This is a genomic window from Streptomyces sp. AM8-1-1 (assembly GCF_032229325.1).
GTDB classification, from domain to species: domain Bacteria; phylum Actinomycetota; class Actinomycetes; order Streptomycetales; family Streptomycetaceae; genus Streptomyces; species Streptomyces achmelvichensis.
In genome coordinates this window covers 5,587,907-5,611,072 of sequence record NZ_CP135086.1, presented here as the reverse complement: position 1 = coordinate 5,611,072, position 23,166 = coordinate 5,587,907, and the positions used below count along the sequence as shown (strand labels likewise).

Below are 23,166 nucleotides of genomic sequence, written 5' to 3'. Positions count from 1 at the left end.
ATGTCCACCCCCACGATCGTGGTCGTCGGCCACGGGATGGTCGGCCAGCGATTCCTCGAGGCACTCGCGGAGCGCGGAACGACCGGGCGCGCACGGATCGTCGTGCTGTGCGAGGAGCCGCGGCCGGCGTACGACCGGGTCCGGCTGACCTCGTACTTCGACGGCCGCACCCCCGACGAACTCGCTCTCGCCGACGCGGACTTCATGCAGCAGAACGGCATCGAGCTGTATCTCGACGACCCCGCCGAGAGCGTCGACCGGGCCGCGCGCACCGTCACCTCGCGCGCCGGACGGACCTTCACCTACGACACGCTCGTCCTCGCCACCGGCTCGTACCCCTTCGTACCGCCCGTGCCGAACAAGGACGCCGAGGGTTGCTTCGTCTACCGCACCATCGAGGACCTGCTCGCGATCGAGGAGTACGCCAAGACGGCCACCACGGGTGCCGTCGTCGGCGGCGGTCTGCTCGGCCTGGAGGCGGCGGGCGCGCTCAAGGGACTCGGCCTCACCACGCACATCGTGGAGTTCGCGCCCCGGCTGATGCCGGTCCAGGTCGACGAGGGCGGCGGCGCGGCCCTGCTGCGCACGATCGAGGGCATGGGACTCACCGTCCACACGGGCACGGGCACCCAGGAGATCACCGTCGATGGCTCCGGCGCGGTCAACGGCATGGCCCTGTCGGACGGTTCGGTCCTCGCGACCGATCTGGTCGTCTTCTCCGCGGGCGTCCGGCCGCGGGACCAGCTCGCCCGGGACATGGGCCTGGAGGTCGGCGCACGCGGCGGCATCGTGGTCGACGGGCAGTGCCGCACCTCCGACCCGGCGGTGTTCGCCATCGGCGAGTGCGCGCTCGCGGCGGACGGCCGGGTGTACGGCCTGGTCGCGCCCGGGTACGAGATGGCCGAGACGGCGGCGGCCGCGCTCGCCGGTGAGGACGGGGAGTTCACCGGCGCCGACATGTCCACCAAGCTCAAGCTCCTCGGTGTGGACGTGGCGTCCTTCGGCGACGCGCACGGCGCGGCGGAGGGCTGCCTGGACGTCGTGTACTCCGACTCCCGCTCCGGGGTCTACAAGAAGCTGGTCGTCGGCACCGGCGGCGAGCTGCTCGGCGGAGTCCTCGTCGGGGACGCCGAACAGTACGGTCTGCTGCGCCCGCTCACCGGCAGTGTGCCGCCGGTCTCCCCCGAGCAGCTGGTGCTGCCGGCGGGTGCGGGTGCGCCGGTGGCACTCGGCCCCTCCGCCCTCCCCGACGACGCGGTGATCTGCTCCTGCCACAACGTCACCAAGGGCGCGATCTGCGCCTGCTCCTCGCTCCCCGAGGTCAAGAAGTGCACCAAGGCGGGTACGGGCTGCGGCAGTTGCGTCAAGGTCATCGGCCAGCTGCTGCCGCAGTCCGGCGAGAAGGGGCTGTGCGGCTGCTTCGGCCACACCCGCAGTGAGCTGTACGAGATCGTCCGCACCCTGCGGTTCACCTCGTACGCCCAACTGCTCGACTCGCACGGCCGCGAGGAGGCGCGCGGCACGGACGGCTGCGAGGTCTGCAAGCCGGCGGTCGGGTCCATCCTGGCGTCGCTGGACGGTGGTTACATCCTGGACGGCGAGCAGGCCGCACTCCAGGACACCAACGACCACTTCCTCGCCAACCTCCAGCGCAACGGCTCGTACTCGATCGTGCCGCGCATCCCCGGCGGCGAGATCACCCCGGAGAAGCTGATCGTGATCGGCGAGGTGGCGCGGGACTACGGCCTCTACACCAAGATCACCGGCGGTCAGCGCATCGATCTCTTCGGCGCACGCGTCGACCAGCTCCCCGGCATCTGGGCCCGGCTGGTGGACGCGGGCTTCGAGTCGGGGCACGCGTACGGCAAGGCGCTGCGCACGGTCAAGTCCTGTGTGGGGCAGACCTGGTGCCGCTACGGGGTGCAGGACTCGGTCCGTATGGCGATCGATCTGGAACTGCGCTACCGCGGCCTGCGCTCGCCGCACAAACTCAAGTCCGCGGTCTCGGGATGCGCACGGGAGTGCGCGGAGGCGCAGTCCAAGGACTTCGGCATCATCGCCACGGCGAGCGGCTGGAACCTGTACGTCGGCGGCAACGGCGGCGCGACCCCGCGCCATGCCGACCTGCTGGCGCAGGACCTCTCGGACGCCGAACTGGTGCGGCTGATCGACCGGTTCCTGATGTTCTACATCCGTACGGCGGACCGGCTGGAGCGGACGTCGACCTGGCTGGAGCGGCTGGAGGGCGGCCTGGAGCATCTGCGGGACGTCGTCGTCCACGACTCGCTCGGGCTGTGCGACGAACTGGAGGCGCTGATGGAGCAGCATGTGGCGGGCTACCGCGACGAGTGGGCCGAGACGCTCCGCGACCCGGACCGGCTGCGCCGCTTCGTCTCCTTCGTGAACGCCCCGGACACCCCGGACCCCTCCGTGCGCTTCGTCCCCGAGCGCGGGCAGATCAAGCCCGACCTCACGTTTCTCACCCTGGAAGGGGCCGGTTCCCGATGAGCGTCCAACTGCTGGTGAGCGGCGAGTGGTTCACCGTCTGCGAGGCGTCCCGGCTGACCCCGGGGCGCGGTATGGCCGCGCTGCTGCCGGACGGCCGCCAAGTGGCCCTGTTCCTGGACCGCGCGGGTCGGGTGTACGCCATCGACAACCGGGACCCCTTCGCCGGGGCCCAGGTCCTCTCCCGCGGCCTTCTCGGCTCGTCGGCGGGCGCGCCCTTCGTCGCCTCACCGCTGCTCAAGCAGCGCTTCGACCTGGCGACCGGCCGCTGTCTGGACGACGAGGACGTCTCGGTACGGGCCTACGAGGTACGGCTGGACCGGCCCTCGTCGGGAGCGGCGGACCGCGCGCGGCCACGCCTCGCGGAGAGCGTCCCGGCGGGCGGCTCCTGACATCCGCTGACACGGCAGCGGCCCGGGGCACCGATACCGGCGCCGGCTGTGGCTCCCGGCCCCCGCGATTCAATACGCTGACGCCCCAGGGTCTTCACCACCGACCGGGGTCTTCACCACCGAGGGGCGCAGCGATGGCGGGCTGGAGCACCAGCGACATTCCGGATCAGCACGGGCGTACGGCCGTGGTCACCGGGGCCAACAGCGGTATCGGTCTCGTCACCGCGCGGGAACTGGCCCGCAAGGGCGCGCGGGTGGTCCTCGCGTGCCGCAGCGAGTCCCGCGGCCGGGAGGCGGAGAGCGTCATCCGCGCCGAAGTGCCCGGTGCGGACGTGGAGTTCAGGCCGCTGGATCTGGCGGACCTGACCTCCGTACGGGACTTCGCGGCCTCGTACCCGTACGACCGACTCGATCTGCTGATCAACAACGCCGGTGTGATGGCGCTGCCCCACTCGGTGACGGCCGACGGCTTCGAGACGCAGTTCGGCATCAACCACCTCGGGCACTTCGCCCTGACGGGCCTGCTGCTGCCGAAGCTCCTGGAGACACCGGGCGCCCGGGTGGTGAGCCTGTCGAGCTTCATGCACGCGATGGCCAACATCGACATCGGCGATCTCAACAGCGAGCGCCGCTACAGCCCGTGGACCGCCTACTCCCGCTCGAAGACGGCGAACCTGCTGTTCGTCCACGAGCTGGCCAGGCGGCTGAGCGCGGCGGGCTCCGACGTCGTGGCGGCCGCCGCCCACCCCGGTTATGCCGACACCAACCTCCAGGCGGCCGGGGCACGGATGGCGGGCCAGAAGACCAAGGAACGGTTCATGCAGACCGGCAACCGGATCTTCGCCCAGTCCGCCGCGTCCGGGGCGCTGCCCACGCTGTACGCGGCCACCGCGCCGGACGTCCGGCCGGACTCGTTCACCGGCCCGCGGATCCTGGGATGGCGGGGTGCGCCGGCTCCGTCGTGGCGGCTCTCCTGGTCGTCGAACGACGTGGCCGGGGAGCGGCTGTGGGTGGCGTCGGAGCAGCTGACCGGGGTGACGTACGAGGGGCTCAAGTCCTGAGCTCCGGCGGACACGGCCCAGCACTTGCCGCAGGGCGGCCTCAGCGCAGTCCCGACGCCTCGAACACCTCCCGGGCCGTGTCCGACTCGATCCGTCGCGCCAGCGACTGAAGCACCGCGGATCCGCTGCTCAGCAGTCCGTCCTCACGCGCCCGCCGGGCCCCGGTGTCCAGTTCGTGCCACAGCAGCGGATTGGCGGCGAGGGTCTCCAGTTCCACCTCGACCCGCGCACCCCACACATCGCGGAGCACGATCCGCGGGCTGAGGCCGTCGCGGTGGCCGACCTGCGTGAGCAGGTCGGTGCTGACCCGGCGCTCGCCGAGCAGTCCGCGTACGGCGATCCAGTGGTGGCCCGCGGTCACCCGGCTGGGGAAGAGCACCGAGAACAGCAGGGCCGCGAGCGCGGTCCACAGTCCCGAGCGCAGCGCGTCGAGCGTGCCCGCCGCCAGGTCCACGAGATGCAGCAGGACCAGCAGGGCGGCCGCGCAGAAGACCGCGGCCCGCACATCGGCCGCCCAGCGGCGGTCCTCGGCCGTCACCACCGTGTCGCCGGCCCCGAGGCACCCGGCGCTGTTCCCGCTCTCGCCCGTTTTCATGGCCGGGACGGTAAACCGGCCCGGGGAGCCGCGTCTGCACCGTCTGGGGCGCTCTGACGGATTCGCTACGCGGCGCGTCAAGAGTCCGTGAAGGCCGGGGGTGCGGGCGCAAGGAACACGACAAGACGGCACGGGGCGCGAAAGGACCGCCCGCACGCTGAGGTGTTCCCGACCGGAGGTGCCCGCACGATGACCGTCCTCAACACGCCTCCCGGCTCCGCCGGCTCCCCCGGCTCCGCACCGTCGGGTCCGTCGGGTCCCTCGGGTCCGTCGGGTCCCTCGGGTCCGTCCGAGGAGGTGCCCGGCCCCCGCGGCCCGTCCGAGGAGGTTCCCGGTTCGCACCCGCCGCCCGTGCGGCAGGCGGGCGACCGGCACCGGCTCACCGCGCTCCAAGGGCTCGCCGCACTCTCCCTGGACGCGATGGCGTCGGTGGCCTACGGACCCGAGGCGATCGTGCTGGTCCTCGCCACCGCCGGCGGTGTGGGACTCGGCTTCACCCTTCCCGTCACCCTCGCCATCGCCGCCCTGCTCGCGGTGCTCGTCGCGTCCTACCGCCAGGTGATCGCCGCGTTCCCGAACGGCGGCGGTTCGTACGCCGTCGCCCGGACCCATCTGGGCCGGCGCACCTCCCTGGTCGCCGCGGCCTCGCTGATCCTCGACTACGTACTGAACGTCGCGGTCTCCGTCACGGCCGGCGTCGCGGCGCTCACCTCCGCGTTCCCGGCCCTCTACGACGACCGGATCGTGCTGTGTCTCGGTGTCCTGGTCCTGGTCACGGCCGTCAATCTGCGCGGCATCGTGGACTCCGCACGGGCGTTCGTCGTGCCGACCGCAGTCTTCGTCGGCTCGATCCTGACCATGATCGTCGTGGGGCTGTTCCGCGACGCACCGGTGTCCACCGAGGCCGCCGCCGGCCACGCCTCCGTCCTGGGCGAGAACACCACCACCGTCGGCGCGCTGCTGCTGATCAAGGCGTTCGCCTCCGGCTGCTCCGCGCTCACCGGCGTCGAGGCCGTCGCCAACGCCGTGCCGTCCTTCCGGGCGCCGGCGGCACAGCGCGCCCGGCGTACGGAGGCCGCGCTCGGCGGACTGCTCGGTGTGATGCTCATCGGACTCGCGGTCCTCATCGGCCGCTTCCACCTCCAGCCGGTCGAGGGCGTCACCGTGCTCGCCCAGCTCGCGGACGCGTCGCTCGGGCACAACTGGGCCTTCTACGTGGTGCAGTTCGCCACCGTCGTGCTGCTGGCGCTGGCCGCCAACACCTCCTTCGGCGGCCTGCCCGTCCTGATGTCGCTGCTCGCCCGCGACAACTACCTCCCCCATGTCTTCCGGCTGAAGGCCGACCGTGAGGTCCACCGCCACGGAGTCCTGGCGCTCGCCGCCGTCGCGGCACTGCTGCTCGTCCTGTCCGGCGGCGACACCAACACGCTGGTGCCGCTGTTCGCGATCGGTGTCTTCGTCGGCTTCACCATCTGCCAGACCGGCATGGTGATCCACTGGCGCGCCGAGCGGTCGCCCGGGTGGCGCGGGCGAGCGGTGCTGAACGGTGTCGGAGCCGTCCTCACCGGAGTCGGAGCCGTGGTGGTCACGGCCACCAAGTTCACCGAAGGAGCCTGGCTGATCGTGGTCGCGCTGCCCGCGCTGGTGCTGATCTTCGAGCGGGTGCACCGGGCCTACGGCAGGATCGGCGAGCGCCTCGGTCTCGGCCGGGTGCCCGAGGCCCCGCACCGCGAACGCTCCCTGGTCGTCGTGCCGGTATCCCATCTGTCGAAGCTCACGGTCGAGGCCCTCAACGCCGCCGTCTCGCTCGGTGACGAGGTACGGGCGGTGACGGTGACCCATGGGGACGCGGAGGACCGCGCGGCCCTGCGGGAACTGCGCCAGGCCTGGGAGCGGTGGAACCCGGGCGTGGATCTGGTGGAACTGCACTCGGAGCACCGCACGGTGGGCCGGCCGGTGTCGGAGTACGTACGCCGGGTGTACAAGTACCACCCCGGCACACGGGTCACCGTGCTGATACCCGAGGTGGAACCGGACCGGCTGTGGCAGCGGCTGCTCCAGAACCAGCGGGGTGCGGTGCTCGCGCACGCGGTGCGCCGGGACACGGACGCGGTGATCTGCCGGCTGCGGTTCCGCCTCTCGGATTCCGACCCCCTGTCCTGACCGGGTCCGGCCCCCTGTCCCGTCCGGGGACGTGGTGGCACCGTGAAGGGAGAGGCGCACGACGAGGCCACCGGCCCGCTCGACCCGCTCGGCCGCATGTCGACCGCTGCGGGTCACCGGCCGTTGGCATTCCGTCAATTCGGCGCTCCTAGGTTCCATCAGCGCGCGACCCCGCCGCGCCGACCGGCACCGCGGGGCGGTCCCCCCATTGGAGCGATACGTGGAACGTCGCAACTTCCTGCGTGGAGCGGTCATCGGCACCTCGGCAGCCGCCCTCGGCGGCACCCTGTGGCGCGGTGCGGCCGTCGCGGATCCCGCACAGCCGGGCCCCGGCCCCTACGGCGCACTCCGGCCGGCCGACTCCAACGGCATCCTCCTGCCCGACGGGTTCACCAGCAGGGTGATCGCCCGCTCGGGACAGAAGGTCGGCTCGACTTCGTACACCTGGCACAGCGCGCCGGACGGCGGTGCCTGCTACGCCGACGGCACCGGCTGGATCTACGTCTCCAACTCGGAGATCAACCCGTCGGGCGGCGCGAGCGCGGTCACGTTCTCCTCGACCGGCGCGATCACCGGCGCGCGCCGCATCCTGTCCGGCACCCGGCAGAACTGCGCGGGCGGCAAGACCCCGTGGAACACCTGGCTGTCCTGCGAGGAAGTCAGCCTCGGGTACGTCTACGAGACGGACCCCTGGGGCGTGAACGCCGCCGTGCGCCGGGACGCGATGGGCAGGTTCAAGCACGAGGCGGCCGCGGCCGACCCGGTCCGCAAGGTGGTCTATCTGACCGAGGACGAGACCAACGGCTGTCTGTACCGCTTCGTCCCCACCACCTGGGGCAACCTCTCCTCCGGCACCCTCCAGGTGCTGAAGGCCGGTACGGCGACCTCGGGCAGCTACACCTGGGCCGATGTCCCCGACCCGGACGGCTCGCCGACGGCGACCCGCAGCCAGGTCCCGGGCTCGAAGAAGTTCAACGGCGGCGAGGGCTGCTACTACGCCGACGACAAGGTGTGGTTCACCACCAAGGGCGACAACCGCGTCTGGCAGCTGAACCTGACCGCCGGCACGTACGAACTGGCCTACGACGACTCGCTGGTGAGCGGCGGCGCACCGCTGACCGGCGTGGACAACGTCACCGGCTCCTCCTCCGGGGATCTGTTCGTGGCGGAGGACGGCGGCTCCATGGAGATCTGTGTGATCACCCCGGACGACGTGGTCGCGCCGTTCCTGCGGATCAACGGCCAGTCCTCGTCGGAGATCACCGGTCCGGCATTCTCGCCGGACGGCAGGCGGCTGTACTTCTCCAGCCAGCGCGGCACGAGCGGGTCGTCGTCGGGCGGCATCACCTACGAGGTGACGGGGCCCTTCCGCACCTAGGGGCCTGCCGTTCGGACCTTGCCGGGTTCGTGTGAACCGTGCCGTCCTGCCGCCCGCGGGTCTCAGCCCGCGGCCTCCGCCGGCGCGCCGCCCCTCAGCAGGGCGGCGCCCAGCGGGGTGAGCGTGTGCAGGACGGCGTTCCCGTGGCGCAGGGTCAGCACCAGACCCGCGTCCCGCAGGACCGCGGCGTGCTGGCTCGCGGAGGCGAGCGACACCCCTGCCCTGCGGGCCAGTTCGCTGGTGGTGCAGCCGTACCGTATGGCCTGGAGCACGGCGGAGCGGGTGTGGCCGACCAGCCGGCCGAGGGAGGGGCCGCCGGCCTCCCCGAAGACCGGGTCGGGGGTGTGCTCGGCCGCGTAGACGAGGACCGGCGGGAGCGACGGGTCGCGGTAGACGACGGGATTGCCCCGGCAGAAGAACGACGGCTGGAGCAGCAGGCCCCGGCCGTCGAGGTACAGATCACGGTCGACGGGATAGTCCGCCTCCAGGACCGGGGCACGCCAACGGAGCACCGGGGGAAGCGAGTCGAGCAGTTCGCCCGCGCCTCCGTCGAGCAGTGCCCGCCCGCGCACCGCGCGGTCCGCCTCGACCCTCGCCTGGATCTGCGGCCAGTACGGCTCGATGGCGGCGCGGTGGTAGCTGCGGAGCACCGACACGAGCCGGACGAGCGGCTCGGGCCGTCCCTCGGCGAGGGCGGCGAGACGGCCCGTCAGCTCCGGAGCGGGGGTGCGGCCGGCGGCCACGAGCCCCAGTTCCGTATACAGTCGCGCCGGCGATGTGGCACGAATCACTTCGAGTCCGGAGTCGAGTCCGAGGCTTCCTTCCGGAGGCGTCAGAAAGTCGGGGAAATAGCCCCGCGTCGGCACCAGAGCGGCCAGCAGGCTTGTTTCACCATTCAACCTGGCCCGCGTTTCCGAGCGCCATTCCCCGAACATCAGCGCACGTCGGCGCTCTCTCAATCGGTGAAAGCTGAGAATCGTTTCCCACAACACATCCGGTTTCGTCGCCATCCGCACTCTGGCGAGGTCGTCACCGGTGAAATGGATACGAAGCACTGAACCCCCACTGTTGCACACGCAATCGGCCCCGATCACCGAGTATGCATGCAATCACAGCCGGTTACCACGGTGTTTCAGCCACAGTTGAAATGTCTCGCCGGAGCCGGGTGCGAACCGAAAGGCTGTACGGCGTCGGACAGGAACCAACTGTCACCGATGGACACAGCGAAGGCCGTGGGGGGCTTTGCGTGTCCGGCGGCGGGCGACAGTCGGTGCGGCTCCCTGCCCGGCGTGGGTAATGGGGCGCGGTCGGCGGATGGGGATCCGCGGGCCGCGCTCCGCCCGTTGTTTGCTGAACCAATGGCGGGAATTCGCTGGCCGGCAACATCCACAATTGCTCAGGGACTTTGTGAAAGTACTGAAAGAAGGGGACGGCCCACCGGGGCCGTGCAGGCACAGCAGAAGGGGCGGGCGCCCCGCACAAGGCGCCCGCCCCTTCTCGGTGTTCCGGAGCCTCCACCGGGTCGGTGAGGGTGGGATGCCGGCTCCCCCCACGGGCGCCGGGAGGCGCCCGAGGAGGACCGGTGTCGGCTCCGGGGTCCTTAAGTCCCTAGCGGGAGTCGCTGCCCTTCGAGACGGCCGCCGCACGGCCTGCCTCCAGGCGCGCCACCGGGATACGGAACGGCGAGCAGGACACGTAGTCGAGGCCCACCTCGTGGAAGAAGTGCACCGACTCCGGGTCGCCGCCGTGCTCACCGCAGACGCCGAGCTTGAGGTCCGGGCGGGTGGCCCGGCCGGCCTCGACCGCGTTGCGGACGAGCGAGCCGACGCCGTCCTTGTCGATGGTCTCGAACGGGGAGACCCCGAAGATGCCCTTCTCCAGGTACGCGGTGAAGAACGAGGCCTCCACGTCGTCGCGGGAAAAGCCCCAGACCGTCTGCGTGAGGTCGTTCGTCCCGAAGGAGAAGAACTGGGCGGCCTCGGCGATCTGACCGGCGGTGAGCGCGGCACGCGGCAGCTCGATCATCGTGCCGATGGTCAGCCGCAGGTCGGTCCCCGTGGCGGCCTGCACCTCGGCGATGACCCGGTCGGCCTCCTCGCGCACGATCTCCAGCTCCTGGACGGTGCCCACCAGCGGGATCATGATCTCGGGGCGCGGGTCACCCTTGGCGTTCTTGCGCTCGGCCGCGGCCTCGGCGATCGCCCGTACCTGCATGGCGAACAGACCGGGGATGACGAGACCGAGGCGGACGCCGCGCAGGCCCAGCATCGGGTTCTGCTCGTGGAGCTTGTGCACGGCCTGGAGCAGCCGCAGGTCGTTCTCGTTGTGGTCCTTGCGGGCCTCGGCGAGCGCGACGCGCACCGACAGTTCGGTGATGTCGGGGAGGAACTCGTGCAGCGGCGGGTCGAGCAGCCGGACGGTGACGGGCAGTCCGTCCATCGCCTCGAACAGCTCGATGAAGTCCTTCTTCTGGAGCGGCAGCAGCGCACCCAGAGCGTTCTCGCGCTCGTCGTCGGTGTCGGCGAGGATCAGCTTCTCGACCATCTCGCGGCGCTCACCGAGGAACATGTGCTCGGTGCGGCACAGGCCGATGCCCTGGGCGCCGAACCGGCGGGCGCGCAGCGCGTCCTCGGCGTTGTCGGCGTTGGCCCGCACGCGCAGCCGGCGCACCCGGTCCGCGTAGGCCATCACCCGGTGCACGGCGGCGACGAGTTCGTCGGCGTCGTCCGCGCCGGCGTGCATCCGGCCCTCGAAGTACTCGACGACCGGGGACGGTACGACCGGCACCTCGCCGACGTACACCTTGCCGGTGGAGCCGTCGATGGAGACGACGTCGCCCTCCTCGATGACCGTGCCGTTCACGGTCATCCGGCGGCGCTTGGTGTCGACCTCGAGCTCCTCGGCGCCGCAGACACAGGTCTTGCCCATGCCGCGGGCGACGACGGCGGCGTGCGAGGTCTTGCCGCCGCGGGAGGTCAGGATGCCCTCCGCGGCGATCATGCCGTCGAGGTCGTCGGGGTTGGTCTCGCGGCGGATGAGAATGACCTTCTCGCCCGAACGCGACCACTTCACCGCGGTGTAGGAGTCGAAGACCGCCTTGCCGACCGCGGCACCCGGGGACGCGGCGATACCGCGGCCGAGGAGTTCCGTCTTCGCCTGGTCGTCGAAGCGGGGGAACATCAGCTGCGCGAGCTGGGCGCCGTTGACCCGCTGGAGGGCCTCGGCCTCGTCGATCAGCCCCTGGTCGACGAGCTGCGTGGCGATGCGGAACGCGGCGCCGGCGGTGCGCTTGCCGACGCGGGTCTGCAGCATCCACAGCTGGCCGCTCTCGATGGTGAACTCGATGTCGCACAGGTCCTTGTAGTGCGTCTCGAGGGTCTCCATGATCTGCATCAGCTGGTCGTACGACTTCTTGTCGATCTGCTCCAGCTCGGCGAGCGGGACGGTGTTGCGGATGCCCGCGACGACGTCCTCGCCCTGCGCGTTCTGCAAGTAGTCGCCGTAGACGCCCTGGTGGCCGCTGGCGGGGTCACGGGTGAAGGCGACGCCCGTGCCGGAGTCGGGGCCGAGGTTGCCGAACACCATGGAGCAGATGTTGACCGCGGTGCCGAGGTCGCCGGGGATGCGCTCCTGGCGGCGGTAGAGCTTGGCGCGGTCGGTGTTCCACGACTCGAAGACCGAGCGGATCGCGAGGTCCATCTGCTCGCGGGGGTCCTGCGGGAAGTCGCGCCCGGCCTCGGTCTTGACGATCTTCTTGAACTGCTTGACCAGCTTCTTCAGATCGCCGGCGTCGAGGTCGGTGTCGATGGTGACCTTCTTGGCGGTCTTGGCGTCGTCGAGGGCCTCCTCGAAGAGCTCGCCGTCGACACCGAGCACCGTCTTGCCGAACATCTGGATGAGGCGGCGGTAGGAGTCCCACGCGAAGCGCTCGTCGCCGGCCTGCTGGGCCAGGCCCTCGACCGACTTGTCGGAGAGGCCGATGTTGAGGACGGTGTCCATCATGCCGGGCATGGAGAACTTCGCGCCCGAACGCACCGACACCAGAAGCGGGTTGTCGGCCTGGCCGAGCTTCTTGCCCATCTTCTGCTCGAGGGCGTCGAGGTGCGCACTCACCTCGTCGCGCAGAGCCGCCGGCTCCTCGCCGCTGTCCAGGTAGACCTTGCACGCCTCGGTGGTGATGGTGAAGCCCGGAGGGACGGGAAGGCCGAGGTTGGTCATCTCGGCGAGGTTCGCACCCTTGCCGCCGAGGAGGTCCTTCAAATCCCTGTTGCCCTCGGTGAAGTCGTAGACGAACTTCGCTACGTGGGGATCTTTGTTTTCCGACACGGGTCTCGACTCCTCGAGGACGCGGTGGCTGCCCTGACGGCCAGGAACATACCCAGATCGAAGGCGCCTGGGTACGTCCACTTGGCCGTCATACGGCCGTAACCACTCGTCCGCCACCAGATCGAAAGTGACCGGGCAGCCGACGCGCGATCGGCAACCTTTCAAGCCCTGAACACATCACCACTCTCGGCGACGAGAATGCGGCGAACCATCGACGGAGAGCGATGATTCTCGCAATCGGGTGAACCCATGAAGGGTGGCACTCGGTGCCACCCTTCCGAGAGATGCAGTCGCCACCAAATCGCTCATCTGAGCGGCACCCCTATCAAGGGTGGCGAGAATCACGCGGCCGAAGACCGTCCGGTCCCATCATCCGGACCCGCGGAACACGCCGCAACACATCGGCTCAGCACCTCCAGGTCCACCTCCTCCAGGCTCTCGGCGAAGACCCGACCTGCTGATTCGGGCACCGGAAGCAACGAGGGCACCACGAGCACCGGGCATCCCGCGGCCTGCGCCGAGGCACTCCCGTCCGGCGAGTCCTCCACCGCCACACAGGCCCCGGGGTCGGCCCCGAAGCGCTCAGCCGCCGCCCGGTAGGGATCCGGGTGCGGCTTGGTCCGCGCGGTGTCGTCGGCGGACAGGGTGAAGGAGAAGGGCACCCGGGCCAGCGCCCCCTGCACCACACAGTCCACGACCAGCCGCGGCGAGGCGCTGACCAGGGCGAACGGCACATCGCACCGTTCCAGTTCGGCCAGCAGCCGGCGGACTCCTGGACGCAGCGGGGCCCCCGCCGCCACCCGCCGGTGGAAGGCGTGGGTCAGCGCGTCGGCCGCCTCGGTGGCACTGAGAGACACCCCGGAACCGGGGAGGGCCACCCGCATCAGATGAGCGGCCGTGTCCTGGACGGCGCGGCCGACGACCTCGGGTGCGTCCGCGGCACCCAGCCGGTGCCCGACCGAGGCGGCGACCTCCTCGGCCGCCTCCCACCACAGCACCTCCGTGTCGACGAGGGTGCCGTCCATGTCGAAGAGGACGGCCGCGGGACGGGCCGGGGCGCCCGGGGTCACGGCGCCGCCGGCACGACGAGGACGGGACGCTCCGCCAGCGACATGCGCGCGCGGGTGCCGGGGGTGAGCGAGGCCGCCTCCCGAGAGGGCAGATCCGCCTTGACCGATCCGCCGCCCGGCAGATCGAGCAGGACCCGGGTGACCGAGCCGAAGAAGGACGCGGAGACGACGGTGGCCTCACCCTCCGGGTCCGCGACGACGAAGACATTCTCGGGGCGTACGAGCACCTCGACCGCACCGGCCGTGACCGGCGGATCGCCGTCCACCGGCAGTGCGGCGCCCGCGACCTCCACCAGGCCGCCGCCGGTCGTCAAACCGGGCAGCCGGTTCATGGTGCCGACGAACTCGGCGACGAACGCCGTCGCGGGGTGCTGGTACAGCTCGGCGGGCGCCGCGCACTGCTCCAGCCGTCCCGCGTTCAGGACGGCGACGCGGTCCGCCATGGACAGGGCCTCCTCCTGGTCGTGCGTGACGAAGATCGTGGTGATGCCGAGCGACAGCTGAAGCCGCCGGATCTCCTCGCGCAGGCTGAGCCGCACCTTGGCGTCCAGCGCGGACAGCGGCTCGTCGAGCAACAGCACACGCGGTTCGAGCGCCAGGGCGCGGGCGAGCGCGACCCGCTGCTGCTGGCCGCCCGACATCTGGTGCGGGTAGCGGCCGCCGTGCTCAGGCAGGCCGACGAGGGCGAGGAGTTCGGCGGCGCGGGCGTTCCGCCGGGCGGCGGGCACCTTGCGCACCCGCATGCCGAAGGCGACGTTGTCACGGGCGCTGAGGTTGGGGAAGAGGCTGTACGACTGGAACACCATCCCGGCGTCCCGGCGGTTCGCCGGCACCCGGGTGATGTCCTCGCCGTCGACCGACACCTCGCCCGCGTCGGGCTGTTCGAAGCCGGCGACGACCCGCAGCGCGGTGGTCTTGCCGCAGCCCGAGGGGCCGAGGAGGGCGAGCAGTTCGCCGGGCTCGACGGTCAGGTCGAGACCGTCGAGGGCGACGGTGGAGCCGAACGCCCGGCGCAGACCGCGGAATTCGACGCGCGCACCCGCGCCGGCGGCGACCTCGCCGGCCACGGCCACGGGTGATGCGGTGGGTGCGGTGGGTGCGGACATGGTCAGGACTCCTTGCTGGAGGCGGGGGCGGCAGCGGGTACGGAGCCCACGCTGCGGCTGCCGTTGCCCGCACGGGACAGGAGGAGCAGCAGCGCCCAGGTGATCAGAAGGCTGAGGATGGACACGGCCACCGACATCCGGGCCTGCGATCCGGAGACGGTGACGATCCACACCGCGAACGGCTGGAAGCCGAGCAGGGCGGCGATCGTGAACTCGCCGAGCACCAGGGCCAGGGTGAGGAACGCGGCCCCGGCCAGCGAGGTGCGCAGATTGGGCAGCACGACCCGGCCGATCACCTGCGGCCAGTTCGCCCCGCAGTTGCGGGCGGCCTCGACCAGCGTCGGCACGTCGACGGCGCGCAGCCCCGCGTCCAGTGAGCGGTACACGAACGGCAGCGCCAGCACGGTGTACGCGAGGACGAGGACGAGCGGGAAGCTCTCGTTCTGGACGGCGAGGAACGTCTGGTAGAGCGGGGTGCGCGACAGATGCTCGGGCCCCCAGCGCAGCACCGTGCCCATGCCGGTGACCAGCGCGATCGGCGGCACCACCAGCGGCAGCATGCACACGACCTCGACGAGCGGCCGCAGCTTCGGCGCTCCGAGCCGTACGGCGACCAGCGCGGGCACCGCGAGCAGCAGCACCAGGGCGATGGTGGCGGCGGCGAGCCCGAGGGAGAGCAGCAGGCTGTCGGTGAAGCCCTCGGCGCCGAGGATGCCGGTGTACGCCTGGAACGAGATGCCCTGCCCGGGGGTGTGCACGGTGAAGACGAACGAGGCGGCGAGCGGCACCAGGAAGTACAGGCCCGCCAGGCCCAGCACGAACCCGCGCCACACCCGGGGCCTCCCGGCGCGACGCCGCCGCGTCGCGGACGGTGCCTTCTCCGGCACGAGGGGGGCGACCGGGTCGGCCGGTGCGGTGGGGGTCAGCGCAGCCATCGGGCACTCCGTCGCTGAAGGGGGAGATAGACCGCCATGACCAGCCCGGCGATCAGGATCATGTCGAGGCTGAGGGCGAGGGCCACGTTCTCCTGGCCGACCAGCACATTGCCGGAGAGCGCGTCCGCGATCTTCAGCGTGACCAGCGGCACGGACCCGCCGACCAGGGCGGCGGCGGTGGCGTGCGCGGCGAACGCGCTGCCGAACAGCAGGACGAAGCCGCCGAGCAGCGACGGGGCGAGGACGGGCAGTCCCACCATCCGCCAGTACTGCCAGGTGCTCGCTCCGGTGTTCTGCGCCGCCTCCCGCCACTGGGGCCGCAGCCCGTCGAGCGCGGGCACGATCGTCAGCACCATCAGCGGGGTGAGGAAGTAGAGGTAGACCACGCTGAGTCCGGTGAAGGAGTACAGGTTCCAGCCGAGGCTGTCCAGGTCGGCGAGCTGTGTGAGCACGCCGGAGATGCCGGCGGTCGCGATGAAGGCGAACGCCAGCGGTACGCCGCCGAAGTTGGCCAGGACACCCGATGCGGTGAGCGTGGCGCTGCGCAGCCACTGCCGGCGTGAGGTGACGACGGCCTGCGCGATGAACAGTCCTGCCAGCGAACCGATCACCGCGGTGAGCCCGGAGAGCTGCACACTGCCGGCGAGGGAGTCCAGGTAGGGGCCCTGGAGCGAGCGGCGGACGTGCTCACCGGTGAGCGAGGAGCCGCCGGTCGTCGCGTCGGTGCGGGTGACCGCGCCGTACAGCACGGCCCCGAACGGGAGCCCGAAGCACAGCCCGGTGAACAGCAGCAGCGGCAGGACCGCGAGCCCGCTGCCGGGCCCGCGCCGCCGGCGGCGCACACCGCCGGCGGTCCGGGTGGAGGACGGAAGAGTCACGGACATCAGGAGAGGGCCTTGTCCCACTTCTCGGCGAGTACGGCCTTGGCCTTGTCGAGTTCGGCGGACGAGGGGAACGTGGGTGTGCCCTCGACCTGCGGGAGCTTGGCGACGAAGGACTTGTCGGCGGTGCCGCCGGCGGTCATGACGGGCAGCAGCACGGGGCGGGCGTAGCCCTTCAGCCAGAGGTTCTGGCCCTCGGTGCTGTAGAGGAACTCCATCCACAGCCGGGCGGCGGCGGGGTGGGGGGCCTGCTTGTTGATGGCCTGCGAGTAGTACTGGGCGTAGACGCCGTCGGAGGGGACGGCGACCTTCCAGTCGACGCCCTTGCCGCGGAACTGGTCGGCGTAGCCGGCGTTGAGGTAGTCCCAGTCGATGCTGATCGGGGTCTCGCCCTTCTCGACCGTGGCCGGCGTGGACTCGACGGGGATGAAGTTGCCGCGCTTCTTCAGCTCGGCGAAGTAGTCGATGCCGGGCTGGATGTCGCCGAACGTGCCCTTGCCGGCGAGAGCGGCCGCGTACACCCCGCCGAAGGCCGAACCGGACTTGGTCGGGTTGCCGTTCAGCGCGACCTTGCCCTTGTACTCGGGCTTGAGCAGGTCGGCGAAGGTCTGCGGGCAGTTCTTGATCCGCTTGGCGTCGCAGCCGATGGAGACATAGCCGCCGTAGTCGTTGTACCAGCGGGCCTGCGCGTCCTTCTGCTCCGCGGGGATCTTGTCGAAGGCCTCGACCTTGTACGGCGCGAAGAGGTTCTCGGCGGCGCCGCTGCGCGCGAAGGCGATGCCCAGGTCCAGGACGTCGGGGGCGCGCTTCTGGCCCTTGCGGGCCTTGACGGCCGCGATCTCGTCGGCGCTGGCGGCGTCGGGGTTCTCGCTGTTGACCTTGATCTTGTACTTGGCCTCGAAGGCCTTGATGATCTCGCCGTAGTTGGCCCAGTCCGGCGGGAGGGCGATGACGTTCAGCTCGCCCTCCTTCTCCGCGGCCTCGACGAGCGCCTGCATACCGCCGAAGTCGGCGGCGGAGGCACTGGCCTTCGCCCCCACGCTGCCCGCGGCCGCATTGTCGGGCGCGGCACCGCAGGCCGTGACGGTGGTGAGCACCGCGGCGCCGAGCAGGGCGGCGGCGACGGGGCGGGTAGGTCTGAACACGGTCTCTCCCGGAGACTAAGTGAGAACTTGTCTGAACAAGCTGAGCTCAGTTCGCCCGGATGACCTGTCCGGGCCATGAACGCCGCATGACCGCCGGGGATCGGGCGACGGAAGAGACAAAGCCACCTCACCAAAGGTCATGGTCGGTTGCAGCGCGTGGGTACGGCCGCGCCCGGACACGGTTAGGGTGAGGAGGGAAGCGGAACCCAGCGCAACCGACTGCGCACAGTTTCGGGGCACGGAGGACGTTCGCGTGGGCACGGCGCGTTATCTGGAGATCGCGGAAGCGCTGCGGGGATCGATCCTCGGCGGCGAGTATCCGGTCGGGGCCCAACTCCCCTCGGAGAGCGACCTCGCCGACCGCTGGTCCGCCTCGCGCGGTACCGTGCGCCAGGCCGTCGCCGTCCTCGCCTCCGAGGGCCTGATCGGATCCCGCCAGGGTGCGCGCAGAATCGTGCTCCGGCACGAACGGCGCCACAGCTTCGCGGAGTTGAACAGTTTCGCCCAGTGGGCCGATTCGCAGGGCTACGAGGTCGCCAGCCGCATCCTGACCCGGGTGCGCCGGCCCGCCACGCCCACGGAGGCCTCCCGGCTCTCGGTACCGACCGGGTCCGCGATCCTCCATGTGCTGCGCCTGCGGCTGCTGGACGGCGAGCCGGCGATGCTGGAGCGCACCGCGTACGCGCCCTGGGTCGCACCCGCCGTCGAGGAGCTGCCCGAGGACTGCTCGTCGATCATGAACAGCATCGCCGGGACGCACGACATCGTCGCCCACTACGGCGAGCACCTCATCGACGCGGTGTCCGCGGGCAGCGTCGACGCGCGGATGCTGCGGGTGCGCCGGGGCAGTCCCCTGCTGCGGCAGCGGCATGTGTCGTCCACGGCGACGGGCCGGGCCATCGAGTGGACGGACGACCGTTATGTGGCGGGCAGCGTGACGTTCAGCGTGAGCAACTCGTCGGACACGGCGCCGCTGTCGCGCCACGCGGGCCAACTGGACGGCTAGGACGGGCCGTTCACCGACAGCGCGGACCGGTCGCCCGACCTGTCGTCCGGCCTGCCGCTCGGATCAGGCCGGACAACGCGGGCCTCAGCCGCCCGAGGTGTCCAGTTCCGCGTCCGCGCTGATGCCCGCGCAGTCGTAGGGGTCCTTGAGCCAGCCGTCCGGCAGGACGACGCGGTTGTTGCCCGACGTACGGCCGCGCGGGCCGTCCGCGCCCACGGGCCACGGCTGGTCGAGGTCCAACTCGGCCAGCTGGGCGTCCAGTTCCGCCAGCGAGGACGTGATCGCCAGCTTCTTGCGCATCTCGGAGCCGACCGCGAAGCCCTTGAGGTACCAGGCCACGTGCTTGCGGAAGTCGATGACTCCGCGTGTCTCGTCGCCGATCCACTCCCCCAGCAGCTCCGCGTGCCGTCGCATCACCGCGGCGACCTCGCGCAGGGTGGGTGTCGCGTACGACCCCGTGCCCTCGAAGGCCGCGACCAGGTCGCCGAAGAGCCAGGGCCGGCCCAGGCAGCCGCGCCCCACGACGACACCGTCGCAGCCCGTCTCGCGCACCATCCGCAGCGCGTCGTCCGCCGACCAGATGTCGCCGTTGCCGAGCACCGGGATCTCCGGGACGTGCTCCTTGAGGCGTGCGATCGCGTCCCAGTCCGCCGTACCGCCGTAGTGCTGCGCGGCCGTGCGGCCGTGCAGCGCGATCGCCGTCACGCCCTCGTCGACCGCGATCCGTCCGGCGTCGAGGAAGGTGATGTGGTCGTCGTCGATGCCCTTGCGCATCTTCATCGTCACGGGGAGGTCGCCGGCGCCCGTGACCGCCTCGTGCAGGATGGCGCGCAGCAGCGGCCGCTTGTAGGGCAGGGCGGAGCCGCCGCCCTTGCGGGTCACCTTGGGCACGGGGCAGCCGAAGTTGAGGTCGATGTGGTCGGCGAGGTTCTCGTCCACGATCATGCGGACCGCCTTGCCGACGGTGGCCGGGTCCACGCCGTACAGCTGGATCGACCGCGGCGTCTCGCTCGCGTCGAAGTGGATCAGCTGCATCGTCTTCTCGTTGCGCTCGACCAGCGCCCGCGTCGTGATCATCTCGCTCACGAAGAGTCCCTTGCCGCCGGAGAACTCCCGGCAGAGGGTGCGGAACGGAGCATTCGTGATGCCGGCCATGGGCGCGAGCACGACCGGCGGCTGTACGGAGTACGGGCCGATCGAGAGCTTCGCGAGGGACGCGGGAGACGGGGCGAGCGTGGTCATTCGCCCATTGTCGCGCACGTCCGGAGTCGTTAGTTAACCGTACTATCGACGTATGTCCGAGCTCACATCACGACGGCGGCTGCTCATCCTGGCGATCTGCTGCATGAGCCTGCTGATCGTCTCCCTCGACAACACGATCCTCAATGTGGCGCTGCCCTCCATCAGCAAGGAGATGCACGCCTCCGTGTCCGGGATGCAGTGGACGATCGACGCGTACACGCTCGTCCTCGCGTCGCTGCTGATGCTCGCCGGTTCCACCGCTGACCGGATCGGCCGCCGCCGGGTCTTCAAGGCCGGGCTCGTGATGTTCACCCTGGGCTCGCTGCTGTGCTCGATCGCCCCGAACCTCGAATCGCTGGTCGCGTTCCGCATGGTCCAGGCCGTCGGCGGCTCGATGCTCAACCCGGTCGCCATGTCGATCATCACCAACACCTTCACCGACGCGCGCGAACGCGCCCGCGCGATCGGTGTGTGGGGCGGCGTCGTCGGCATCTCCATGGCCGCGGGCCCGATCGTCGGCGGAGTGCTCGTGGACACCGTCGGCTGGCGTTCGATCTTCTGGGTCAATCTGCCGGTCGGTCTGATCGCTCTGCTGCTGACCTGGCGCTACGTCCCGGAGTCCCGCGCGCCGAAGCCCCGCCGGGCCGACCCGGTCGGGCAGCTGCTCGTCATCACCCTCCTCGCCTCGCTCACCTACGCGATCATCGAGTCGAGCATCGTGTTCGCCGTGGTCGCCGCCGTCGCGCTGGCCGGTGTGCTGCTGTACGAGCCGAGGCGCCACGAACCCCTCATCGACCTGCGCTTCTTCCGCAGCGCCCCGTTCAGCGGAGCCACGGTCGTCGCCGTCTGCGCCTTCGCCTCCCTGGCCGGGTTCCTCTTCATCAACACGCTCTACCTCCAGGAGGTCCGCGGTATGTCCGCCCTGCACGCGGGGCTGTACATGCTGCCGATGGCGGGGCTCACCCTCGTCTGCGCACCCCTGTCGGGGCGGCTGGTGGCGAGCCGGGGCCCACGCCTCCCGCTGGTGATCGCGGGGATCACGATGGCCGCGAGCGGGCTGCTGTTCGCCGCGTTCGAGGCGGAGACCTCGGAAGTGCTGCTCTTCGTGGGCTTCGTCCTGTTCGGACTCGGCTTCGGCATGGTGAACGCGCCGATCACCAACACCGCGGTCTCCGGGATGCCACGCGCCCAGGCGGGCGTGGCCGCCGCCGTCGCCTCGACCAGCCGGCAGATCGGCCAGACGCTCGGCGTCGCCGTGATCGGGGCCGTCCTGGCCGCGGGCGTCTCCACGGCGACGTACGCCACGGACTTCGTCCCGGCCAGCCGCCCGGCCTGGTGGATCCTCACCGGCTGCGGTGTATGCGTGCTGGTGGTCGGGGTCCTGACGAGCGGCCCCTGGGCCCGCGAGACGGCCCGGAGGACGGCGGAACGACTGGGCGCGGCGGACCGGGAGCCGGAGCGGTCGGTGGCGGATGTGTGAGGGGGTCCGGTCGAGACCGGCGGGCCGGGGGGTCTGGTCGTGACCGGCGGGCCGGGGGGTCTGGTCGTGACCGGCGGGCCGGGGGCCCGGTCGTGACCGGCGGGCCGGGGGCCCGGTCGTGACCGGCGGGCCGACGCGGCGGGCGGGGGTCCGGTCGAGACGGGCGGGCCGGGGTCCGGTCGTGACCGGCTGACCGGGGGCCCGGTCGAGACCGGTGACCGACGCGGCGGGCCGGAGGTCCGGTCGTGACCGGCTGACCGACGCGGCGGGCGGGGGTCTGCCCGTCACGGCCGGCTGCCCCGTACTGCGGGCGCGGGACCCGGTCCGACAGTGCCGCGGGCGCATGACCGGCTGGGCGACTGACCAGCGCTGTTGGCACGGTCCGCCCTGACCCGCGCGCGGCCGAAAGCCCGGCCGTGACCGGCGGGCCGGGGGCCCTGTCGTGACCGGCTGACCGACGCGGCGGGCAGGGGTCTGCCCGTCACGGCCGGCTGCCCCGTACTGCGGGCGCGGGACCCGGTCCGACAGTGCCGCGGGCGCATGACCGGCTGGGCGACTGACCAGCGCTGTTGGCACGGTCCGCCCTGACCCGCGCGCGGCCGAAAGCCCGGCCGTGACCGGCGCTGCGGGCGCGGGACCCGACCCGACTGCGCCACGGACGCGGGACTCGGCCGTGCAGGGCTTCTGGCACGGCTCCGCCGGGCCCAGTGCGCGGGCCAGGGTCCGACCCTGACCGGCTGCCGGTGTCGCGGGCGTCCGACGCGGTCGGGCAGGGGCGTGATCCGGTAGCCGTGCGGGCCCCGTCGAAGATGCGCTCACGAGGCCCGGGACCGGCGGTCCGCCCGTTCGGCCCAGCCGATCGCGAGGAGCATGCGGCGCCTCGCGACCGGGCTCCGCACGCGCCATACGTCCGGTGCGACACCGGCCACCTCCGAGGCTCCGGAAGCGAGCGGCGGAACGTCCCCGCGGCGGCGGCCGCACCGCCGCGCCCCCTGCCCGGCCGCCGCTCGGCGGCGTGTCAGACCTCCGCGGACGCCAACGCCTGGAGCTTCTCCAGCCGTTCACGGGACACCGCGTCCAGCGGGACGTACGTCACCAGCCGGGGGCCCGCCTTCGGGCCGAGCCAGAGGTTGTTGTGCTCCAGGTGCAGCAGACCGACGTGCGCGTTGTCGATGTGCTTCGTCTTGCCGCCCTGGCCGACCACCTCGTGTCGCGCCCACACCTCGCGGAACTCCCGCGACGACTCCAGCCGTGCCAGCAGCGCCTTCCACGCCGGCTCGGCCAGATGCTCCGCCATCGACGCCCGGAACTTCGCCGCCATCATCCGGTTCGACGCCGCGAGGTCCACGACCGCCGACCGCCAGTCCTCGTTGGAGAAGGCCAGCACCATGCAGTTGCGGTCCTCCGGCGGCAGGGCGTCGAGATCGCACAGCAGCCGCCCGTACGTCCGGTTGTGGGCGAGGATGTCGTACCGGCTGTTCTGGATGCACGCCGGAATCGGCTCCAACTGCTCCAGCATCTGCCGCAGTCCCGGGGTGACCGTGGGGCAGGGCGTGCCCGGCGCCGGGTCGGACGCGCCCGCCAGCGCGAAGAGATGGCTGCGCTCGCTGGAGTCGAGCAGCAACGCCCGTGCGATCGCGTCGAGCACCTGGGGCGACACCTGGATGTCCCTCGCCTGCTCCAGCCACGTGTACCAGGTGACGCCCACGGCCGAGAGCTGGGCGACCTCCTCGCGGCGCAGCCCGGGGGTGCGCCTGCGGCGCCCGCGCGGCAGACCCACCTGCTCCGGGGTGATCCGCTCGCGACGGCTGCGCAGAAAGCCCGCGAGCTCGTGCCGTCGTACGTCGGACTCCTGCACCATCGTCGTCATACCCCCAGGGT

General features: G+C 71.4%; 17 protein-coding genes. 7 read left to right on the top strand and 10 right to left on the bottom strand.

The features are described 5' to 3' along the window. From nirB to RPQ07_RS25120, 3 genes are all read left to right on the top strand, one after another. Positions 1-2,508, top strand: a complete 2,508-nt coding sequence (nirB, locus tag RPQ07_RS25130) for a nitrite reductase large subunit NirB (protein ID WP_313946441.1) — start codon at positions 1-3, stop codon at positions 2,506-2,508. Beyond that, positions 2,505-2,897 carry a nitrite reductase small subunit NirD gene (nirD, locus tag RPQ07_RS25125; RefSeq protein ID WP_313946440.1) on the top strand — a complete coding sequence of 131 codons (393 nt, stop codon included), beginning with the start codon at positions 2,505-2,507 and terminating at the stop codon, positions 2,895-2,897. The genes nirB and nirD overlap by 4 nt, the downstream gene beginning before the upstream one ends. A gap of 134 nt (positions 2,898-3,031) precedes the next feature. Beyond that, on the top strand, positions 3,032-3,958 hold the full coding sequence (locus RPQ07_RS25120) for an oxidoreductase (protein WP_313946439.1): 927 nt from the start codon (positions 3,032-3,034) through the stop codon (positions 3,956-3,958). Between the two features lie 40 nt (positions 3,959-3,998). Here RPQ07_RS25120 and RPQ07_RS25115 read toward each other — a convergent pair whose 3' ends face one another. Continuing rightward, positions 3,999-4,553: a hypothetical protein gene (locus RPQ07_RS25115; RefSeq protein WP_313946438.1), complete on the bottom strand. Its 555-nt coding sequence runs from the start codon at positions 4,551-4,553 to the stop codon at positions 3,999-4,001. 189 nt (positions 4,554-4,742) lie between these two features. Between RPQ07_RS25115 and RPQ07_RS25110 the strand changes: the two genes are divergently transcribed. Further along, a complete protein-coding gene (locus RPQ07_RS25110; RefSeq protein ID WP_313946437.1) occupies positions 4,743-6,716 on the top strand; it encodes an APC family permease in 1,974 nt (657 codons plus the stop codon). A 220-nt stretch (positions 6,717-6,936) separates the two neighbouring features. Beyond that, positions 6,937-8,094: a PhoX family protein gene (locus RPQ07_RS25105; protein WP_313946436.1), complete on the top strand. Its 1,158-nt coding sequence runs from the start codon at positions 6,937-6,939 to the stop codon at positions 8,092-8,094. Between the two features lie 62 nt (positions 8,095-8,156). On the opposite strand, the gene RPQ07_RS25100 is transcribed toward RPQ07_RS25105, so the two are convergent. The 7 genes from RPQ07_RS25100 to RPQ07_RS25070 form a co-directional block, all read right to left on the bottom strand. Continuing rightward, positions 8,157-9,149, bottom strand: coding sequence for a winged helix-turn-helix domain-containing protein (locus RPQ07_RS25100; protein WP_313946435.1), 993 nt, complete (start codon positions 9,147-9,149; stop codon positions 8,157-8,159). Positions 9,150-9,702: 553 nt separating this feature from the next. Next, positions 9,703-12,420 carry a pyruvate, phosphate dikinase gene (gene ppdK, locus RPQ07_RS25095; RefSeq protein ID WP_313946434.1) on the bottom strand — a complete coding sequence of 906 codons (2,718 nt, stop codon included), beginning with the start codon at positions 12,418-12,420 and terminating at the stop codon, positions 9,703-9,705. Between the two features lie 341 nt (positions 12,421-12,761). After that, positions 12,762-13,490: an HAD family phosphatase gene (locus RPQ07_RS25090; protein WP_313946433.1), complete on the bottom strand. Its 729-nt coding sequence runs from the start codon at positions 13,488-13,490 to the stop codon at positions 12,762-12,764. Beyond that, complete coding sequence (locus RPQ07_RS25085; protein ID WP_313946432.1) at positions 13,487-14,596, bottom strand: ABC transporter ATP-binding protein; 1,110 nt, start codon at positions 14,594-14,596, stop codon at positions 13,487-13,489. Before RPQ07_RS25085 ends, RPQ07_RS25090 begins: the two co-directional genes overlap by 4 nt. 2 nt (positions 14,597-14,598) lie before the next feature. Next, positions 14,599-15,531 carry an ABC transporter permease gene (locus tag RPQ07_RS25080; protein WP_313946431.1) on the bottom strand — a complete coding sequence of 311 codons (933 nt, stop codon included), beginning with the start codon at positions 15,529-15,531 and terminating at the stop codon, positions 14,599-14,601. Then, a complete protein-coding gene (locus RPQ07_RS25075; protein ID WP_313946430.1) occupies positions 15,519-16,415 on the bottom strand; it encodes an ABC transporter permease in 897 nt (298 codons plus the stop codon). The genes RPQ07_RS25080 and RPQ07_RS25075 overlap by 13 nt, the downstream gene beginning before the upstream one ends. Beyond that, positions 16,415-17,557, bottom strand: a complete 1,143-nt coding sequence (locus RPQ07_RS25070) for an ABC transporter substrate-binding protein (protein WP_313946429.1) — start codon at positions 17,555-17,557, stop codon at positions 16,415-16,417. The genes RPQ07_RS25075 and RPQ07_RS25070 overlap by 1 nt, the downstream gene beginning before the upstream one ends. Positions 17,558-17,810: 253 nt before the next feature. On the opposite strand from RPQ07_RS25070, the gene RPQ07_RS25065 reads away from it, so the two are divergent. Beyond that, the gene (locus tag RPQ07_RS25065) at positions 17,811-18,563 is read left to right on the top strand and encodes a GntR family transcriptional regulator (RefSeq protein ID WP_313946428.1); all 753 of its coding nucleotides are present in this window, start codon (positions 17,811-17,813) and stop codon (positions 18,561-18,563) included. Between the two features lie 84 nt (positions 18,564-18,647). Here RPQ07_RS25065 and dusB read toward each other — a convergent pair whose 3' ends face one another. Further along, positions 18,648-19,805 carry a tRNA dihydrouridine synthase DusB gene (gene dusB, locus RPQ07_RS25060; RefSeq protein ID WP_313946427.1) on the bottom strand — a complete coding sequence of 386 codons (1,158 nt, stop codon included), beginning with the start codon at positions 19,803-19,805 and terminating at the stop codon, positions 18,648-18,650. 52 nt (positions 19,806-19,857) lie between these two features. Here dusB and RPQ07_RS25055 point away from each other — a divergent pair, with 52 nt between their 5' ends. Then, entirely contained in the window at positions 19,858-21,285 is a 1,428-nt protein-coding gene (locus tag RPQ07_RS25055; RefSeq protein WP_313946426.1) for an MFS transporter, read from the top strand. Positions 21,286-22,303: 1,018 nt separating this feature from the next. Here the strand turns inward: RPQ07_RS25055 and RPQ07_RS25050 are convergent. Beyond that, positions 22,304-23,155, bottom strand: a complete 852-nt coding sequence (locus tag RPQ07_RS25050; RefSeq protein WP_313946425.1) for a helix-turn-helix transcriptional regulator — start codon at positions 23,153-23,155, stop codon at positions 22,304-22,306. Positions 23,156-23,166: the final 11 nt, after the last annotated feature.

Coding starts and splice junctions, on each gene's coding strand:
- dusB (WP_313946427.1), bottom strand. CDS start 19,805: ATGACCACGCTCGCCCCGTCTCCCGCGTCCCTCGCGAAGCTCTCGATC.
- RPQ07_RS25120 (WP_313946439.1), top strand. CDS start 3,032: ATGGCGGGCTGGAGCACCAGCGACATTCCGGATCAGCACGGGCGTACG.
- RPQ07_RS25115 (WP_313946438.1), bottom strand. CDS start 4,553: ATGAAAACGGGCGAGAGCGGGAACAGCGCCGGGTGCCTCGGGGCCGGC.
- nirD (WP_313946440.1), top strand. CDS start 2,505: ATGAGCGTCCAACTGCTGGTGAGCGGCGAGTGGTTCACCGTCTGCGAG.
- nirB (WP_313946441.1), top strand. CDS start 1: ATGTCCACCCCCACGATCGTGGTCGTCGGCCACGGGATGGTCGGCCAG.
- RPQ07_RS25055 (WP_313946426.1), top strand. CDS start 19,858: ATGTCCGAGCTCACATCACGACGGCGGCTGCTCATCCTGGCGATCTGC.
- RPQ07_RS25110 (WP_313946437.1), top strand. CDS start 4,743: ATGACCGTCCTCAACACGCCTCCCGGCTCCGCCGGCTCCCCCGGCTCC.
- RPQ07_RS25085 (WP_313946432.1), bottom strand. CDS start 14,596: ATGTCCGCACCCACCGCACCCACCGCATCACCCGTGGCCGTGGCCGGC.
- RPQ07_RS25075 (WP_313946430.1), bottom strand. CDS start 16,415: ATGTCCGTGACTCTTCCGTCCTCCACCCGGACCGCCGGCGGTGTGCGC.
- RPQ07_RS25050 (WP_313946425.1), bottom strand. CDS start 23,155: ATGACGACGATGGTGCAGGAGTCCGACGTACGACGGCACGAGCTCGCG.
- RPQ07_RS25080 (WP_313946431.1), bottom strand. CDS start 15,531: ATGGCTGCGCTGACCCCCACCGCACCGGCCGACCCGGTCGCCCCCCTC.